We start from the raw sequence: 16,174 nt of genomic DNA, 5'->3' as shown, positions 1-16,174 counted from the left end.
CTTCGGGCCGGGCGTAGCGTGCCCGCCATGGGGGCCTCCTACCACCAGTTCTGCCCCGTGGCGAAGGCCATGGAACTGCTCGACGAACGGTGGACGCTGCTCGTGATCCGGGAGCTGGTAAGCGGCTCGGAACGCTTCAACGAGCTGCGCCGGGGACTGCCCCGGATGTCGCCCACACTGCTGTCCCGCCGGCTGCACCAGCTCGTCCGCGCCGGGGTGGTGGAGCGGCGGGTCGACGGCGCCGGCGTGCGCTACGTCCCGACCGCCGCCGGGCGCGAGCTGCGGCCCGTGCTGGAGGCGCTCGGCGCCTGGGGCGTGCGCTGGATCGGCGAGCTGGGCGACGCCGACCTGGACCCGAAGCTGCTGCTGTGGGACATGCACCGGCACGTCGACCACGACGCGGTCCCGCCGGGGCGTACCGTCGTGCGGTTCCGCTTCCGGGACGTGCCGGCGGCGCAGAGCGACTGGTGGATGGTGATCGCCGGAGGTGAGGCCGACGTCTGCGACGTCGACCCCGGGCACGACGTGACGGTGACCGTCACGGCGGACCTGCGCGCCCTGGTCCAGGTCTGGCTGGGCGACCTGGAGTGGGCCGCGGCGCTGCGCGGCGGCGCGGTGGAGGTCACCGGGCCGGAGGCGCTGCGGCGCGCCGCGCCCGGCTGGTTCACCCTCTCCCCCTTCGCCGCCGTGCCCCGGCCCTGAGACGGCGCGTGCGGCCGTCCCCGAGGGGGAACGGCCGCACGGCGACGCGGAAGTGGATCAGTGCACGGTGACTGTGGCGCCGCCGGGCACCAGGTCGCGCAGTTCCTCGGGGATCTCGGCGCCCATCTCGTCGGCGATCCGCAGCGCCTCCTCGATCAGCGTCTCCACGATCTGCGCCTCGGGCACGGTCTTGACGACCTTGCCCTTGACGAAGATCTGGCCCTTGCCGTTGCCCGAGGCCACACCGAGATCGGCCTCCCGGGCCTCACCCGGGCCGTTCACCACGCAGCCCATGACCGCGACGCGCAGCGGCACCGGCAGGCCCTCCAGACCGGCGGTGACCTCCTCGGCCAGCTTGTAGACGTCGACCTGTGCCCGGCCGCAGGACGGGCAGGAGACGATCTCCAGGCCGCGCTCACGCAGGCCCAGCGACTCCAGGATCGCGGCGCCGACCTTGATCTCCTCGACCGGCGGGGCGGACAGCGACACGCGGATGGTGTCCCCGATCCCCTCGGCCAGCAGCGCGCCGAACGCCACCGCCGACTTGATCGTGCCCTGGAACGCCGGGCCCGCCTCGGTGACGCCGAGGTGCAGCGGGTAGTCGCACTTCTCGGCCAGGAGCCGGTACGCGCGGATCATCACCACCGGGTCGTTGTGCTTGACCGAGATCTTGATGTCCCGGAAGCCGTGCTCCTCGAACAGCGAGCACTCCCACAGCGCCGACTCCACAAGCGCCTCGGCGGTGGCCTTGCCGTACTTGGCCAGGAGGCGCTTGTCCAGCGAGCCGGCGTTGACGCCGATCCGGATCGGCACGCCCGCGTCGCCCGCGGCCCGCGCGATCTCCTTGACCTTGTCGTCGAACTGCCGGATGTTGCCCGGGTTCACCCGCACCGCGGCGCAGCCGGCGTCGATCGCCGCGAAGACGTACTTCGGCTGGAAGTGGATGTCGGCGATCACCGGGATCTGCGACTTGCGCGCGATCGCGGGCAGCGCCTCGACGTCGTCCTGCGACGGCACCGCGACCCGGACGATCTGGCAGCCGGACGCGGTCAACTCGGCGATCTGCTGGAGCGTGGCGTTGACGTCGGCGGTGAGGGTGGTGGTCATGGACTGCACCGAGACCGGCGCGCCACCACCGACCGGCACCGAACCGACCATGATCTGGCGGCTGGCCCGGCGCGGGGCCAGCGGCGGCGGCGGTACGGGGGGCATACCGAGACTGACAGCGGTCACTTCAGGCACTCACCTTGAGAAGAGCGTGATGGGGTTGATGACATCAGCGGTGATGGTCAGCAGCGTGAACGCGCCACCGATCAGGATCACCGCGTACGTGAAGGGCATGAGTTTGAGGTAGTCGACGCGGCCGGGGTCGGTGCGGCCGATGCGCGCGTAGAGCCAGGACCGCGCCCGTTCGAACCAGGCGATGGCGATGTGGCCGCCGTCCAGCGGCAGCAGCGGCAGCAGGTTGAACACGCCGATGAAGAAGTTCAGCGACACGAAGAGCATGAAGAACACCATCCAGGCGTTGTTCTCCACGGCCTCGCCGCCGAGCCGGCTCGCGCCGACCACGCTGATCGGGGTGTCCATGTCGCGCTCGCCGCCGGTGATCGCGTTCCACAACGCGGGCACCTTCTGCGGGATGCGCTGCATGGCGTGGGCCGTCTGCACCGCCATGTTGCCGGTGAAGTCGGCGGTGGCGCCGAACGCGGCGATCGGGCCGTACTCCACCCGGGTCGGGGTGCTGGGCGAGAGCGCCACGCCGAGCGCGGAGACCGACGAGGTGGCCCCCTTCGGGTCGTTCAGCGGCGGGCGCTGCACCGCGGCCAGGTCGACCTTGGCGTCCTGCGACCGGCCGTCGCGCACGAAGGTGACGGTGGCCGTGCCGGGCGGGGTGGCGCGGACCACGTCCTGCATGTCGCCCCAGGTGGAGACCGGCTTGCCGTTCACCGCGGTGATCCGGTCGCCGTCCTTCAGCTGGGCCCGCGCGGCCGGGCTGGCCGGGTCGCCGGACTCGCAGGCGCGCACCTTGTCCACCGTGACGCACGGCGTGAGGGCGACCACCGCCGGCTCGGCCCGGTAGCCGGCCTCGGTGCTGGGGAACTTCGGGTTCGGCAGCCCGACCGACACCGCGATGATCCAGAGCGCGATCAGGGCCAGGGCGAAGTGGGTGATCGAGCCGGCGGACATCACGATCGTCCGCTTCCACACCGGGTAGCGCCACATGGCGCGCTTCTCGTCACCCGGCTCGACGTCGTCGTCCTGCGGCGTCATCCCGACGATCTTGCAGAAGCCGCCGAGCGGGATGCCCTTGACGCCGTACTCGGTCTCGCCCCGCCGGAACGACCACAGCGTCGGGCCGAAGCCGACGAAGTAGCGCGTGACCTTCATCCCGAACGCCTTGGCGGTCAGCATGTGACCCGCCTCGTGCAGGCTCACCGAGATGAGAATCGCCAGGGCGAACAGCACCACCCCGAGCAGATAGCTCATCGAGCTCCTTCCCCCGACCCGACGATGATCTCCTGGGCGTGCGCCCGTGCCCACGACTCGGCGGCGAGCACGTCCTCGACGGTACCCGGTTCGTCGAAATCGGGAGCGTCCTCCAGCACTCGCTGGAGGGTGTCGACGATGCCGAGGAACGGCAGCCGACCCGCGACGAACGCGGCCACGCACTCCTCGTTCGCCGCGTTGTAGATCGCCGGACGGCAGCGCCCGGCCTCACCCGCCGCCTTGGCCAGCGCCACCGCCGGGAACGCCGCGTCGTCGAGCGGGAAGAACTCCCAGGTGTGGGCGGTGGTCCAGTCGACCGCCGCGGCGGCGGCGGGTACGCGGTCCGGCCAGCCGATGCCCAGCGCGATGGGTAGCCGCATGTCCGGCGGGCTGGCCTGGGCGAGCGTGGAGCCGTCGGTGAACTCGACCATCGAGTGGATCACCGACTGCGGGTGGACCATCACCTCGATGTCGGCGTACGGCACGTCGAACAACTCGTGCGCCTCGATCACCTCCAGCGCCTTGTTGACCATCGTGGCGGAGTTGATCGTGACGACCGGGCCCATGTTCCAGGTCGGGTGCGCCAGCGCCTGCTCCGGCGTGACCGCTGTCAGCTCGTCGCGCCGCCGCCCCCGGAACGGGCCGCCGCTGGCGGTGACCACCAGCCGCCGCACCTCGCCCCGGGCGCCGCCACGCAGACACTGCGCCAGCGCCGAGTGCTCACTGTCAACAGGAACGATCTGGCTGTGACCCGGATGTCGCGAGAGCGCGGCCTTGACCAGCGGGCCGCCGGCCACCAGGGACTCCTTGTTGGCCAGGGCGAGGGTACGCCCGGCGTGCAGCGCGGCCAGCGTCGGCGGCAGGCCCAGCGAGCCGACCACGCCGTTGAGGACCACGTCGCACGGCCACTGCGCCAACTCGGTCATCGCGTCCGGACCGGCCACGATCTTGGGCAGCTTGAAGTCGCCGGTGGCCCAGCCACGCCGGCTCGCCTCCGCGTAGAACGCGAGCTGGAGATCCTGCGCGGCGGACGCGCGGGCCACGCCGACCGCCTCCACGCCCAGCTCCAGGGCCTGCGTGGCGAGCAGTGCCACGTTGCCGCCACCCGCGCCCAGCGCCACCACCCGGAAGCGGTCCGGGTTGCGCTTGACGATGTCGATGGCCTGGGTGCCGATCGAGCCGGTCGAACCGAGCAGCACGAGATCTCGGGGAGTGGTCACCGGCCCATTGTTCCCCAGCGCCTCACCCCGGTTCGTCCCGGAGTGCCCGGCGGCATGATCGACTCCACTTCACCGAGGTGGCGGCATCAGCGGCGCCGCGATGCCACCACTTCGGCGAATCGGTGTTGATCACGCCTGGGGTGCCTCCTCGTCGAGCAGGTCGGCCGGATCGACGCTGAACTCGAACGGCTCCCGCATCACGAACGTCGTACCGGCCGCCGCGGCCGCCAGCGGCCGGTACTCACCCTCAGCCAGTTCGTAGAGGGCGAGCGCCGGCACCCGGTTGCGCAGGTCGACCCGGAGGAAGTACGGCACACCGGCGGCCGCGTACTCCCGTGGCCGGTCGATCACGTCCTTGCGCCGGCTGCCGGGCGACACGATCTCACCGAGGAGCACGGCCTGGCCGATGTCGACGGCGGATCGACCACCGCCCGAGGACCGCAGCACGGCGATGTCGGGGATGAACAGATCCTTGCCGGAAACCAGGTTGATCTCGGGGTAGACCCAGAGCCCGCTGCGCCGGGCGGCCCGGTGCAGCCGATACGGCAACTCGCGTTCGACCGACTGATGGTCGATGCCGGCATGTGGTGTCACGATCACGCTTCCGCTCAGGACCTCGACCTTCGGGCCGTTGGTCTCCGGCAGGAGATCGAGAGCGAGCTGCGCGGTCCAGGGCTCGTCGCGCCAGCGGAGCACGTCGAACGACGGCTCGGCCGGCTGCGGCGCCGGCTCGGGCGCGAATGCGGCCTGGGCCATCAGGCTCACCCCCTCAGCGGATAATCGTGCTACCACTCACCCTAGCGGCGCTGTCCCGTTCCGCCCTGCTCGCACACGTTGTCCGTCCCCTCCCGGCCATCACCACCGCGTACACCCTCGGGGTGCCGGTGGCGAACTCGCGCGCCCACAGGCCCCATCGACCGGCGTACGGCGCTCAGCGCTCCCGCCACAGCCGACCCGATCGCACGCCTCGGCCGGGGTCGGTCATCCGCCCGTGGCGCACGTGCGGCTGGCGCTGCAGGACGAGGCTACGGAGACACGATCGTCCTGTCGGGCGCGGTGAGGTGCTCCAGGTGCCCCAACGGCAGGTGCGGGGGCTGCCACTCCAGGAACATCGCGGTGGCGTCGTCGTCGAGCTGGTCCTGCTGGTAGGCGAGGACGGCGCGCACCAGCCGGCGCATCGTCTCGGGGCTGGGCAGCCGGTCGTTGAGGGCACGCTCGACGAAGTCGACAAGTCGGTCCAGCCCGAACCGTTCACCGTCGTCGCCCCGGGCGTCGGTGATGCCGTCGGTGTAGGCGAGGACGCGGTCGCCCGGGTGTAGCGCCTCCTCGTGCGCCCGCGGACGCCGCGTCGACAGGTTGCCCAGCCCGAGCGGCAGCGCGGTCGGCCCGGGCAGTGCCCGGACGGCCTTGCCGTCCCGCAGCAGCATGGCGCCGGGGTGGCCGGCGTTGATGATCCGCAGCAGGCCGGTCCGCCGGTTGAGTTCGGCGAGCAGCGCGGTCGCGAACATGCCGGGGTGTTCGGAGCGGACCCACCTGTCGATGCTGATCGCCGTGTCGATCAGGTCGAGACCGGTGCGCCGGGCGTTGCGGTACGCGCTGACCACGAGCGAGGCCATCGCGCTCGCCTTGATCCCGTGCCCGCAGGTGTCGAAGAGCCCGACGCTGAGCACGTCGCCGTTGAGCGCGTAGTCGAAGATGTCCCCGCCGACGTCGTAACACGGTTCGAGAACGGCGGTGACCACCAGGTCGTCCGTCGCGAAGGTCAACGGCGGCAGCAGCCCCCACACGATCTCGGCGGCGACCTGCATCGGCAGGCGGCGGCGGATCCGTTCCACGACGTCGCCGTAGAGCCGGCGGTTCACCAGGACCTGGGCGACGGCGACCGCCACCTCCCAGGCCGGCCGGTCCAGCGCGGGGTCGCTGGCGCGCGACGACACGATCTCCAGCGCGCCCAGCCGTTCGCAGCCGAGCAGCAGTGGCACCCAGAGCCGGTCCGGGTGGTCGGGAGCGCGCTGCACCTGGAGGCCGGTGAACGCCCGACCGGCCAGCGTCGTCTCGATCGTGAGCTCGTCCCGAGGCGCGCCCGCGCCGACCAGGGGTACGAGCGAGGACTGTGTGTAGTCGGCCAGGTAGATCACCATGTCGGTGGCCCCGATGGCGGGAGCGACCCGGTTCACCAGGAGCGACAGGTCGTCCGGACCACCCCGGGCGGCGTTGAGGTGCAGCCAACGCGCCGCGTCGCCACCGTCGACCATCCGCGCCTCCCCCGTGTCTCCACCACCGTAGGAGGCCGAGGGCGAACTGCCAACGGCGCGGCTCAGGTCGGGCGTTCCAGGACGAACGTCTCCAGTTCGGCGCCGCCGTACCAGTCGGTGCGCACACCCACGTGCGTCATGCCGAGCCGCCGGGCCACCGCCATCGACGGGTCGTTCCCGGCCATCACCACCGCGTACACCCTCGGGGATCCGGCGGCGAACTCGCGCTCCAGCACCGCACGGGCCGCCTCGGTCGCGTAGCCGTTGCCCTGGGCGTCCGGGTGCAGATGCCAGCCGACCTCGATGTCGTCGGTCAGGGTGACGCCGTCACGTCCCGGCAGCGGCTTGAGCAGGACGCTCCCCGCCACCGGCCCACCGTCGCGCGGCTCGACCGCCCACAGACCCCAGCGACCGGCGTACGGCGCCCAGCGCTCCCGCCACGACCGGACCCGCTCGCACGCCTCGGCCGGGTTGGTCATCCGGCCCTTGCCGCCGCCCAGCCAGCGCATCACCTCGTCCCGGGAGTAGATGTCGTAGACCCGGGCCAGGTCGTCCGGCGACTCGGTCCAGTCGCGCAGCACCAGCCGGTCGGTCGTGGCGATCGTCATGCCGCCGGATCGTAATGCGTGGCGCGGTGCCGTACGGGGAACGACAGGGCGATGGGCGACGGGTGGGAGCGGACGAAGCGGATCACGGCTGCGGCGTTCCGGCCGGTCCGCGGCCGGGACCTGTCCCTGCACGCCGCCGCGATCACCTTCTACGGCGCGATCGCCGTGGTGCCGGTGGCACTGCTGGCGATCTGGCTGACCGGGCTGCTCGCCGGAGCGGACCGGGTGCGGCGGCTGACCGGGTACGCGATCGACACGCTGCCCACCGAGATCGGCGCGAACCGGGCGGTGGCCGCGCTCGTCGAGGCCGGGCTGGGGCTGACCCCGCTGCTGGCGCTGGCCTCGCTGCTGCCCGCCTCGCTGTACGGGGAAGGGCTGCGCCGCGCGTTCGTCTCGGTGGCCGAACCGCGCGCCGAGTCCGGTGCGCTGGTCGGCTGGCGGGGCCGGCTGCTGCTGCTCCCGCTGCTGGCACCGGCCCCGGCGCTGCTGCTGTCGATCCTGCTGGCGCTGCCGCTGACCACCCGGCTGGTGCGCCAGGGCGGCTGGCTCGGCGCGCTCGGCGTGGTGTTGTCGTTCCTGGCGGTGTGGCTGGTGCTCACACCGGTGCTGATCTGGGTGTTCCGGGTGGTCGGCCCGGCCTCGCCGGACTGGCTCTCCACAGTCGGCCTGGGCTCGTTCACGGCCGCGAACCTGTCCGGCTTCCTGCACGGGTTCGTGCTGTTCTGCTCGCTGCCGCTGGACCTTGGCGTGCCGTTCGGCGGCTTCGACGAGATCGGCGGCGGCGTGGCGGTGCTGCTCTGGCTCTACCTGTTCCACGTGATCGTGCTGTCCGGCTACTCGGCCACGCTGGCGGCGAGCCGGTGGCGGGCCGCCCGGGTGGCGGCCCGCGCCTGACGGCTGCGGTCAGCGCCGGAACGGGCCGCGCACCTCGTACGTGATGCCGCCGGTGCCGGCCCGGGCGCCGCTGGCGCCGCGTTGCGAGGAGAAGTAGAGCCGGCTGCCGTCCGGGGAGAACGCCGGACCGGTGATCTCCGACTCGGACTGCCCGAGCAGCCGCAGGAACGGAGCCACCACACCGGCCGGCGTGATCACGTTGATCTCCATGTTGCCGCCGTCCTCGGCCACGTAGAGGTCACCGCCCGGGGTGCCGGTGATGTTGTCCACCCCGGTCAGGGGCGCGGCACCGGCCGGCACCAGCGAGTCGTCGTACGCGAGGTCGAGCCGCTGGTTCGCCGCGTCGTACGCCCACACCCGGTTGTCGCCCTTCGTGGTGAACCAGCAGGTGCCGTCGGCGTACCAGCAGCCCTCGCCGCCGTCGAACTCCTGCGCCGCGCCCACCTGGAAGCGGGTGGGCACCGGGAACCCGTCGCGGTCCGGCAGGTCCCGCCAGGTCACCGGGCCGGTCACCTGGCCGTCCGGGGCGCAGAGCACCTGGACCTTGCCGGTACGCAGGTCACCCCAGGTGTCCGGGACGAAGCGGTAGAAGCAGCCGTCCGGCTCGTCCTCGGTCAGGTAGACCACCCGCCGCACCGGGTCACAGGCCGCCGCCTCGTGCTTGAAGCGGCCCATCCGGGTCCGCTCCTCGCCAGAGCGGCCGCCCTCCGGCCACGTCTCGAACACCCGGCCCAGCGGCACCTCCTCGCAGGACAGCCACGTCCCCCACGGGGTCGGCCCGCCGGCGCAGTTGACGTTGGTGCCGCCGAGGATCCGGTACGCGGCGGCGATCGTGCCGTCGGCGGCGAACCGCACCGCCGAGGCACCGCCGACGAGCGGGACCTCGGAGTTGGAGACGTAGATCCAGCCGTCGCCGGACGGGAAGCAGGCGCCGCCGTCGGGCGCCGGGTGCCAGGTGTACGAGGTGCCGGCGACCCGCTGCCCGGAACGCGCGATCACCCGGCTGGTGAAGCCCGCCGGCAACTGGAGGCCGTTGGCGTCGGCGGCGAGCAGGTCGCCGTACGGGCCGGCGCCGGGCTGGGCGGGCTGGGCCGGGGCGGCCGCGGCGGCCCAGAGACCACCGGCGAGAGCGGCGGCGCCACCGGCGGCGGTGGCACGCAGGACGGTACGACGATCCATCGGGGGGTGACCTTCCCGGAGGCGGTGGGTGTCTCCTCGACGGTAGAACGGAAACGCATCGACCGCCGCCACTACAGGGTGAACGACTGGTGACGGCGCTCCGGGGTCAGAGGCTCTCGACGTACCGCTTGGCGTCGGCCAGCGACATGTGCGTGTGCTCCCGTACCACCTTGATCGCCTGGATCTTCTTCCCCCGGTGCAGCAGCCGCGCGGCCTCGGCCCGCACCGCCTCGTCAACGCCCTTTCCGGGCGCCGGGGCGCCGGGCGGCCAGGTGCCGCCGGCCGCCAGCGCGTCCACCGCCCGCTTCGCGTCCAGCAGCGACAGCCCGGTCTGCTCGCGCATCACCTTGACCGCCTCGACCTGACGACCCGCGTGGATCAGGCGGAGCACCTCGGCCTGCCCGCCGGCGGGACGATCAGCGGCGACCAGATCCCGGGGACGGTCGCGCCGCAGCACGAGCAGGAGGAGGAGCACCACCACGACGAGCGCCACCGCGAGCGCGACCTGGACAGCCGGGGACATGCCGGGAACGGTAGCGCCCCGCCGCGAGCCCTCCCGCCGGGGTCCCGCCGCAGTTACGCTCCGATCCTATGAGCGACGCGAGTGAGCTGCCGTCCCGCGCCGACGTCGTGGTGGTCGGCGCCGGGCACAACGGCCTGGTCTCGGCGATCCTGCTGGCCCGCGCCGGCCTGGACGTGCTGGTGCTGGAGGCGTCAGGCGTGATCGGCGGGGCGACCCGCACCGAGAACCCGTTCCCGAAGGTGCCGGGGCTGCGTCACTCCACCGGGTCGTACCTGCTCGGGCTGATGCCGCCGGAACTGCTGGCCACGCTGGACGTGAGCATCCCGGTGCTGCGCCGCGACCCGCACTACTTCCTGCCCACGCCGGGTGGGCTCGGCTCGCCGTACCTGCTGGCCGGCAGCGACGTGGCGGCGAGCCGGCGGCAGCTCGCGGAGATGTTCTCCCCCGCCGACGTCGCCGCCGACGACGCGCTGCACGCCGAGCTGGCCCAGCTACGGGAGGACCTCGCCCCGGCGTGGCTGGCCGAGCCGCTGCCGGTCGAGGAGACCGCCGAACGCTACGTGCGGCCCGCGCTGCGGCGGGTCTTCGTCGACCTGGTGCGCGGCTCGGTCGCCGACCACCTGGCCCGCTTCGACTTCCGCTCCGAGCTGCTGGTCAGCATGTACGCGGTCACCGACGGCCTGTCCGGGCTCAACGCCGGGCCGGACGACCCCGGCACCGGCCACAACTTCCTGGTGCACAACATGTGCCGGCTGCCGGGCGCGGACGGCACCTGGATGATCACCCGGGGCGGCATGGGCACGGTGTCCCGCACGTTCGCCGAGGCCGCCGTGCGCGCCGGGGCGCGGATCGTGGCCGACGCGCCAGTCACCGCGATCCGGCTGGCCGGAGGCGCCGCCGCCGGGGTGACGCTCGCCGACGGGCGGGAGGTGGACGCCCCGGTGGTGCTCGGCGCGTGTGACCCGTACCGGCTGATGGAGCTGCTGCCCGACGGCGCGCTCCCGGCGGAGCTGGGCGCGCGGATGGCGGCGGTCCGCCGCCCCGGCACCACACTCAAGCTCAACCTGGCGCTGACCGGGCTGCCGCGCTTCTCCTGCCTGCCGGAGGACGCGCCGAGCCCGTTCGGCTCGACCATCCACCTGCTGCCCGGCTCGGCGTCGCTGGTCGGCGAGGGCGGCGAGTCACCGATGGCCGCGCTGCGCGGCATGTGGGCGGACGTGCGGGCCGGACGGCTGCCGGACGAGCCGACGATCGAGTGGTACCTGCACACCACTGTCGACCCGTCGCTGTCCGACGACGCCGGGCACCACTCGTCGGCGCTGTTCGTGCAGTCGGTCCCCTACGAGCTGGCCGGCACCACCTGGGAGGCCGCGCTGCCCGGCTACGTCGAGCGGCTGATCGCGATCTGCGAACGGTACGCCCCGGGCGCCGGTGACCTGGTCGCGGACGCGGTGCCACTGCCGCCGCCGGGCATCGAGGCGCACTTCGGCATCACCGGCGGGCACATCCACCACGTCGACAACACGGTGTCGTTCACCGACCGGATGCCGTACGCGACCGGTGTGGACGGCGTGTACGCGGGCAGCGCCGGCTGCCATCCGGCGGGCAGCGTGATCGGCGCGGCCGGGCACAACGCGGCCCGCCGCATCCTCGCCGACCTGGGTTGAGTCCTCCCGGCCGTCGGGCGCCTCCTGGCCGGCGGACGGCGGCGGCGGAACCGTCAGACGGCCGCTTCCCCGGCCGGCGCCGGGGTCTCCGCGTCGGCGCGGTGCGCGCGGATCTTGTGCCCGACGCTGGTCAGGCAGCGCCCGCTGGCCAGGTCGAACTTCCAGCCGTGCAGCTGGCAGGTGAGCTGGTCACCCTCGACGATGCCGAACCGGCTCAGGTCCGCCTTCAGGTGCGGGCAGCGCCGCTGCACCACCCAGCCGTCGAGCGTGATGTCCTCGGCGTCGACCGCCCGCTCGTGCTCGTCGTACCAGCCCTCTGCGTACTGGAGGCGCTCCTCGGACAGGCACTTGAAGAAGGCGTAGACGAACTCGTTGTACTGGCCGATGCGGGCCGCGGAGAAACGGCAGGAGAGGAAGAGCGAGTTGACCCAGTCCACCTCGCCGATGTGCAGCAGGTGCTCGATCAGCGCCCGCTCGGTACGGAAGCGGTAGCGGACCTTCTCGTCCGCGTACGGCCGGACCTCCTTGCCCGGGAAGTCCACCACGATGGATTCAATGGTCTCTCCGCCTGTGCCGTCAGTGCCGACCAGGTCGAAGCGGACCGGCCCGCCGACGCCCTTGGCCAGGTAGATCGACTCGTCGAGCAGCGGCTCGATCCGGCGCTTCATCTCGCCCAGCACGTCCACCTCGGGGTGCCGCCAGGACGCCTTCTCGGCCTCGATGATCGGGCGCTTGCGCTCCCGCATCTCCTCCAGGTGGGCGACCTTGTTCGCGAAGAACTCCTCCACCGGCACCGGGTGCGTCGTGGTCGCGCCCTCGGTGGTGATCTCCGAGACGCTGCCGGGCAGCAGCACGACGCCGTTGGTGCCGCCGACCTTGGCGTACTCCGACAGGAACACCGACTGGTCGGGGAAGATGTTGCCCTCGTCGCCGAAGATGTCGTTGAACTGCCACAGCTCGTCGTCGAGGAAGCACGGCGGGCCGGCGATCGGGAAGACGTGGTCGGCCTTCAGGTCGTCGATGTAGCGCCAGGTGCGGTCGAACTGCCGGTCCCGCTTCTGCTTCCCGAACGCCGTCTTCGCCGCCTGCGGCAGCTCGTAGACCATCGGGTACCAGATCGCGCCGGAGAACTGGAGCATGTGCGCGTGCACGTGGCCCAGCTCGGCGAACACGGTCAGGTCGGTCGGGCGGGCGTCGTTCTGGTTGAGCAGCCGGACGCCGTCGTACTCGACCCAGAGCGAGGAGTCGCCGATCGGGCCGTCGGTCGGGCTGGTCAGCGCCTGAATCATGATCTTCAGGCCGCCGGGCAGCTCCACCACCTGCTCGTTCGGGGCCTTGAGGAACTTCGTGAAGCCCAGCTCCCGGAACTCGTCCTCCATCTCCGAGGTGGGGAACTCGGGCAGCAGGACGGTGGCGTCCTTCGACACGAAGTCGCGCAGGTGCTTCGCGTCGAAGTGGTCCCGGTGCAGGTGCGACACGTACAGGTAGTCGACCTGGCCGAGGGTGGCCCAGTCGAGCTGGGAGTTGTCCGGGAAGGGGAACCACGAGGCGAAGTAGGCGGGGTTGACCCACGGGTCGCACAGGATGCTGCCCGCGGCCGTGTCGATCCGCATGCTGGCATGCCCCGTACCGGTCACTCGCACCGCAGTCCTCCTCAAAAAGGCATCAGGTGTACGTCAAGACGCTACCGGAGGCAGTGTGCTCGCCGTTCCGCGACGCCGGTAGTGGCCTTCCGCCCCGACCGGGACGGGACCAACGACCCGGGCCGGCCGGACGGTCCGCTGTCGCCCGCCCGGGTCATCCCCGGCACAGGAGGTCGGACCCTGCGCCGGGCCCGGTTACCGGCGTGCCAGACTGATCGGAGATCCGATCGCGAGGGAAGGACCGACAGTGGCAGGAGACGAGCCGGTAACCGCGCCAGATCAGCACAAGCCCGGACACCGCAAGTCCGGACGGATCGGTGCGGTGCTGTCGGCGTTGGCCTTGGTTCTGATGGCGTTCTGCGGGATCGAGGAAGGCCGGGTGGAGCACATCTGGCTGTTCGGGATCGCCGGGCTGCTGATCGCCATCGTCATCGGCGACGCCGTGCTGCGCCGCAACGGCCTGCGGTCCTGACGCGCGGCGCCCACGGTAGTGCGCGAAGGGCCCGCCCCCTGTCCGGGGGGCGGGCCCTTCGTCGTCTCGTGACCGCCGTCAGCGGCCGAGCAGGATGTCCTGCACGTCCTTGAGCGCGGCGTCGACCTCGGCCTCGAAGTAGCCACCGGGCACCAGCCCGAAGCGCAGCGTGTCGAGTTCCTTCGGGCTCACCGGCATCGGGTTGCGCCCCTGCATGCCCCCGAGCAGCGTCTCGAAGAACCGGTCGACCTGGTCCGGGTCGTACCCGCTGCCGAACCGGCGGACCTGGAAGCTGCGCCGGATCTGGTCGACCCGGTGCAGGTCGCTGCCGGGCGGGCCGGCCATCGGCGGCCCCACCATCGGCGGACCGGCGACCGGCGGACCCACGAGCGGCGGGCCGGTCATCGACGGGCCCGGGCCGTAGCCGTGGTCCGGCGGACCGTAACCCGGGTCCGGCGGGCCGTAGCCGGGCTCGGGAGCGCCGTAGCCCTGCTGCGGCAGCGCGGGCGGACCACCAGGGCCACGACCACGCAGCTCGCGCTCGGGCATGCGGATCTCGGCGGTCATGTCGGCCCGTCCCCGCCGGCCGGCCTCGAACCCGTCGAAGCGGTCCTCCGGGCCGCCGTATCCACCGGGGCCGCTGTCCGGACCGTAGCCGCCCGGGCCGCTGTCCGGCGGACCGTATCCACCAGGGCCGTTGTCCGGGCCGTACCCACCGGGGCCCTTGTCCGGGCCGTACCCACCGGGACCGTTGTCCGGGCCGTAGCCGCCCGGGCCGGGCGGCAGACCGCGCGGCGGCGGGCCGCCGTGCCCCATCGGCGCACCCGGGCCCATCGGGCCGGGGCCACCCGGGCCACGCGGGCCGTCGTAGCCACCGCGCGGGCCGTCGTAGCCACCGGCGAACGCGCCGGTCGGCTCGTCGTAGCGGCTGCCGTAGCGGTCGGCGGGCGGGCCGGGCTGGGCCGGCATCTGCCGGGGCGGCATCGGCGGCTGCGGCACCGGCGACATGCCCCGGTCGTCGCGCATCGGTGGGCCCAGCCGGTCGGCCATCCGGGGGTCGCCACCGCGCCCGGCCGGTGCGCCACCGCGCTCCTCCAGCTCGGCGAGCTGCCGCTCGACCCGGTCGAGGTGCAGGTCGACCTGCCACTCGTCGTAGCCGTTGAACCGGACCCGGAAGACGACGTCGTGGACCTCCTGGGAAGCCACGGGCGCGCCGACCGGCTGGCCTTCGAGTGTCGCCTCGACCCGGTCCAGGAAGGCGTCGACCTCGTCGACCTTGTAGCCCCGGCGGAGTGCCTTACGCCGGAAACGCTGACCCTGACTCGCCACTATGTCTCCTGGTCTCGTACCGCTACGCCGTTGCCGCGCGTGAGTCGCCGTCCGTGTCCTCGGCGGCGGCGAGCTGCCCACAGGCCCCGTCGATCTCGCGTCCCCGGGTGTCGCGCACCGTGGTCGACACACCGGCGTCGCGCAACCGCCGGACGAACTCCCGCTCGACCGGCTTCGGGCTGGCGTCCCAGCGGCTGCCCGGGGTCGGGTTGAGCGGGATCAGGTTCACGTGGGCCAGCTTGCCGGCCAGTAGCCGCCCGAGCAGATCGGCTCTCCACGGCTGGTCGTTCACGTCCTTGATCATCGCGTATTCGATGGACACGCGACGTCCCGTCGTGGCCGCGTAGTCCCACGCCGCGTCCAGCACCTCGGACACCTTCCAGCGCTGGTTGACCGGGACGAGTTCGTCGCGCAGCTCATCATCGGGGGCGTGCAGCGACAACGCAAGGGTCACCGAGAGGTCTTCGCTGGCCAGTCGGCGGATCGCCGGCACCAGGCCGACTGTCGAGACCGTGATGTGCCGCTGCGACAGGCCCAGCCCCTCCGGCGCCGGGGCGACCAGCCGGCGGATCGCCGCCACCACCCGCGAGTAGTTGGCGAGCGGCTCGCCCATGCCCATGAACACCACGTGCGACAGCCGCGGCGGGGACCCGGCCACCACGCCGGAGGCGGCCACACCGGCCAGGTAGACCGCCTGGTCGACGATCTCGGCGGTGGACAGGTTGCGGGTCAGCCCGGCCTGGCCGGTGGCACAGAACGGGCAGGCCATGCCGCAGCCGGCCTGGCTGGAGATGCAGACCGTCACCCGGTCCGGGTAGCCCATCAGCACGCTCTCCACCAGCGAGCCGTCGTGCAGCCGCCAGAGCGCCTTGCGGGTCGCGCCGTCGTCGCAGGCCAGCTCGCGCACCGGGGTCAGCAGCGTGGGCAGCAGCGTGCCGGCCAGCCGCTCCCGGGTCGCCGCCGGCAGGTCGGTCATCCGCTCCGGGTCGCGCACGAGGCGGCCGAAGTAGTGGTTGGAGACCTGCTTGGCACGGAACGCGGGCTCACCCAGCTCGGCGACGAGCGCCTGCCGGCCGGGCAGGTCCAGGTCGGCGAGGTGGCGGGGAGGCATCGAGGGCCGGCGGCCGCGGGCGTCGGGGTCTACGGAGATCAGCGGGAGACTCGTCATGGCGCGTCCAGTCTGACACGCTCCCGC

15 protein-coding genes are annotated in these 16,174 nt (G+C 72.6%); 4 read left to right on the top strand and 11 right to left on the bottom strand.

Features of this window, described 5'->3' with window-relative positions; genetic code table 11:
- The first annotated feature begins 27 nt into the window (after nt 1-27).
- Nucleotides 28-702 carry a helix-turn-helix domain-containing protein gene (locus AB0B20_RS01805; RefSeq protein ID WP_357467309.1) on the top strand — a complete coding sequence of 225 codons (675 nt, stop codon included), beginning with the start codon at nt 28-30 and terminating at the stop codon, nt 700-702.
- A gap of 57 nt (nt 703-759) precedes the next feature.
- Here AB0B20_RS01805 and ispG read toward each other — a convergent pair whose 3' ends face one another.
- The 6 genes from ispG to AB0B20_RS01775 form a co-directional block, all read right to left on the bottom strand.
- Nucleotides 760-1,935, bottom strand: a complete 1,176-nt coding sequence (gene ispG / locus AB0B20_RS01800; RefSeq protein ID WP_216932527.1) for a flavodoxin-dependent (E)-4-hydroxy-3-methylbut-2-enyl-diphosphate synthase — start codon at nt 1,933-1,935, stop codon at nt 760-762.
- Between the two features lie 9 nt (nt 1,936-1,944).
- Nucleotides 1,945-3,189 (bottom strand): site-2 protease family protein, encoded by a 1,245-nt coding sequence (locus tag AB0B20_RS01795; RefSeq protein ID WP_357382372.1) that lies wholly within the window; start codon nt 3,187-3,189, stop codon nt 1,945-1,947.
- A complete protein-coding gene (gene dxr / locus AB0B20_RS01790) occupies nt 3,186-4,409 on the bottom strand; it encodes a 1-deoxy-D-xylulose-5-phosphate reductoisomerase (protein ID WP_357382370.1) in 1,224 nt (407 codons plus the stop codon). The genes AB0B20_RS01795 and dxr overlap by 4 nt, the downstream gene beginning before the upstream one ends.
- Before the next feature lie 129 nt (nt 4,410-4,538).
- The gene (locus AB0B20_RS01785; RefSeq protein ID WP_357382368.1) at nt 4,539-5,165 is read right to left on the bottom strand and encodes a Uma2 family endonuclease; all 627 of its coding nucleotides are present in this window, start codon (nt 5,163-5,165) and stop codon (nt 4,539-4,541) included.
- A 269-nt stretch (nt 5,166-5,434) separates the two neighbouring features.
- Nucleotides 5,435-6,664: a PP2C family protein-serine/threonine phosphatase gene (locus AB0B20_RS01780; RefSeq protein ID WP_357382366.1), complete on the bottom strand. Its 1,230-nt coding sequence runs from the start codon at nt 6,662-6,664 to the stop codon at nt 5,435-5,437.
- Nucleotides 6,665-6,726: 62 nt separating this feature from the next.
- On the bottom strand, nt 6,727-7,272 hold the full coding sequence (locus AB0B20_RS01775; protein ID WP_357382364.1) for a GNAT family N-acetyltransferase: 546 nt from the start codon (nt 7,270-7,272) through the stop codon (nt 6,727-6,729).
- A gap of 51 nt (nt 7,273-7,323) precedes the next feature.
- On the opposite strand from AB0B20_RS01775, the gene AB0B20_RS01770 reads away from it, so the two are divergent.
- A complete protein-coding gene (locus tag AB0B20_RS01770) occupies nt 7,324-8,166 on the top strand; it encodes a YhjD/YihY/BrkB family envelope integrity protein (RefSeq protein WP_357382362.1) in 843 nt (280 codons plus the stop codon).
- Between the two features lie 9 nt (nt 8,167-8,175).
- Here AB0B20_RS01770 and AB0B20_RS01765 read toward each other — a convergent pair whose 3' ends face one another.
- Nucleotides 8,176-9,345, bottom strand: coding sequence for an alkaline phosphatase PhoX (locus tag AB0B20_RS01765; protein WP_357382360.1), 1,170 nt, complete (start codon nt 9,343-9,345; stop codon nt 8,176-8,178).
- A gap of 106 nt (nt 9,346-9,451) precedes the next feature.
- Complete coding sequence (locus tag AB0B20_RS01760) at nt 9,452-9,868, bottom strand: 50S ribosomal protein L7/L12 (RefSeq protein WP_357382358.1); 417 nt, start codon at nt 9,866-9,868, stop codon at nt 9,452-9,454.
- 68 nt (nt 9,869-9,936) lie between these two features.
- Between AB0B20_RS01760 and AB0B20_RS01755 the strand changes: the two genes are divergently transcribed.
- Nucleotides 9,937-11,535 carry an NAD(P)/FAD-dependent oxidoreductase gene (locus AB0B20_RS01755; RefSeq protein WP_357382356.1) on the top strand — a complete coding sequence of 533 codons (1,599 nt, stop codon included), beginning with the start codon at nt 9,937-9,939 and terminating at the stop codon, nt 11,533-11,535.
- A 53-nt stretch (nt 11,536-11,588) separates the two neighbouring features.
- Here AB0B20_RS01755 and AB0B20_RS01750 read toward each other — a convergent pair whose 3' ends face one another.
- On the bottom strand, nt 11,589-13,178 hold the full coding sequence (locus AB0B20_RS01750; protein WP_357467303.1) for a Rieske 2Fe-2S domain-containing protein: 1,590 nt from the start codon (nt 13,176-13,178) through the stop codon (nt 11,589-11,591).
- A 247-nt stretch (nt 13,179-13,425) separates the two neighbouring features.
- Between AB0B20_RS01750 and AB0B20_RS01745 the strand changes: the two genes are divergently transcribed.
- Entirely contained in the window at nt 13,426-13,650 is a 225-nt protein-coding gene (locus tag AB0B20_RS01745; protein WP_081635946.1) for a hypothetical protein, read from the top strand.
- Between the two features lie 78 nt (nt 13,651-13,728).
- Here AB0B20_RS01745 and AB0B20_RS01740 read toward each other — a convergent pair whose 3' ends face one another.
- Both AB0B20_RS01740 and rlmN read right to left on the bottom strand, forming a co-directional pair.
- Nucleotides 13,729-14,979, bottom strand: coding sequence for a DivIVA domain-containing protein (locus tag AB0B20_RS01740; RefSeq protein WP_357382351.1), 1,251 nt, complete (start codon nt 14,977-14,979; stop codon nt 13,729-13,731).
- A gap of 22 nt (nt 14,980-15,001) precedes the next feature.
- A complete protein-coding gene (rlmN, locus tag AB0B20_RS01735) occupies nt 15,002-16,147 on the bottom strand; it encodes a 23S rRNA (adenine(2503)-C(2))-methyltransferase RlmN (RefSeq protein ID WP_357467299.1) in 1,146 nt (381 codons plus the stop codon).
- Between the last annotated feature and the right edge of the window lie 27 nt (nt 16,148-16,174).

It is taken from the genome of Micromonospora sp. NPDC049151, from assembly GCF_040648395.1.
In the GTDB taxonomy this organism is placed as follows: Bacteria; Actinomycetota; Actinomycetes; order Mycobacteriales; family Micromonosporaceae; genus Micromonospora.
This window is presented reverse-complemented; position numbering and strand designations above follow the sequence as displayed.

What these genes read in the sequence shown, in the direction of transcription:
- AB0B20_RS01795 (WP_357382372.1), bottom strand. Translation starts at nt 3,189, where the DNA reads ATGAGCTATCTGCTCGGGGTGGTGCTGTTCGCCCTGGCGATTCTCATC.
- AB0B20_RS01755 (WP_357382356.1), top strand. Translation starts at nt 9,937, where the DNA reads ATGAGCGACGCGAGTGAGCTGCCGTCCCGCGCCGACGTCGTGGTGGTC.
- AB0B20_RS01775 (WP_357382364.1), bottom strand. Translation starts at nt 7,272, where the DNA reads ATGACGATCGCCACGACCGACCGGCTGGTGCTGCGCGACTGGACCGAG.
- AB0B20_RS01780 (WP_357382366.1), bottom strand. Translation starts at nt 6,664, where the DNA reads ATGGTCGACGGTGGCGACGCGGCGCGTTGGCTGCACCTCAACGCCGCC.
- AB0B20_RS01805 (WP_357467309.1), top strand. Translation starts at nt 28, where the DNA reads ATGGGGGCCTCCTACCACCAGTTCTGCCCCGTGGCGAAGGCCATGGAA.
- AB0B20_RS01785 (WP_357382368.1), bottom strand. Translation starts at nt 5,165, where the DNA reads ATGGCCCAGGCCGCATTCGCGCCCGAGCCGGCGCCGCAGCCGGCCGAG.
- rlmN (WP_357467299.1), bottom strand. Translation starts at nt 16,147, where the DNA reads ATGACGAGTCTCCCGCTGATCTCCGTAGACCCCGACGCCCGCGGCCGC.
- AB0B20_RS01770 (WP_357382362.1), top strand. Translation starts at nt 7,324, where the DNA reads ATGGGCGACGGGTGGGAGCGGACGAAGCGGATCACGGCTGCGGCGTTC.
- AB0B20_RS01765 (WP_357382360.1), bottom strand. Translation starts at nt 9,345, where the DNA reads ATGGATCGTCGTACCGTCCTGCGTGCCACCGCCGCCGGTGGCGCCGCC.
- AB0B20_RS01760 (WP_357382358.1), bottom strand. Translation starts at nt 9,868, where the DNA reads ATGTCCCCGGCTGTCCAGGTCGCGCTCGCGGTGGCGCTCGTCGTGGTG.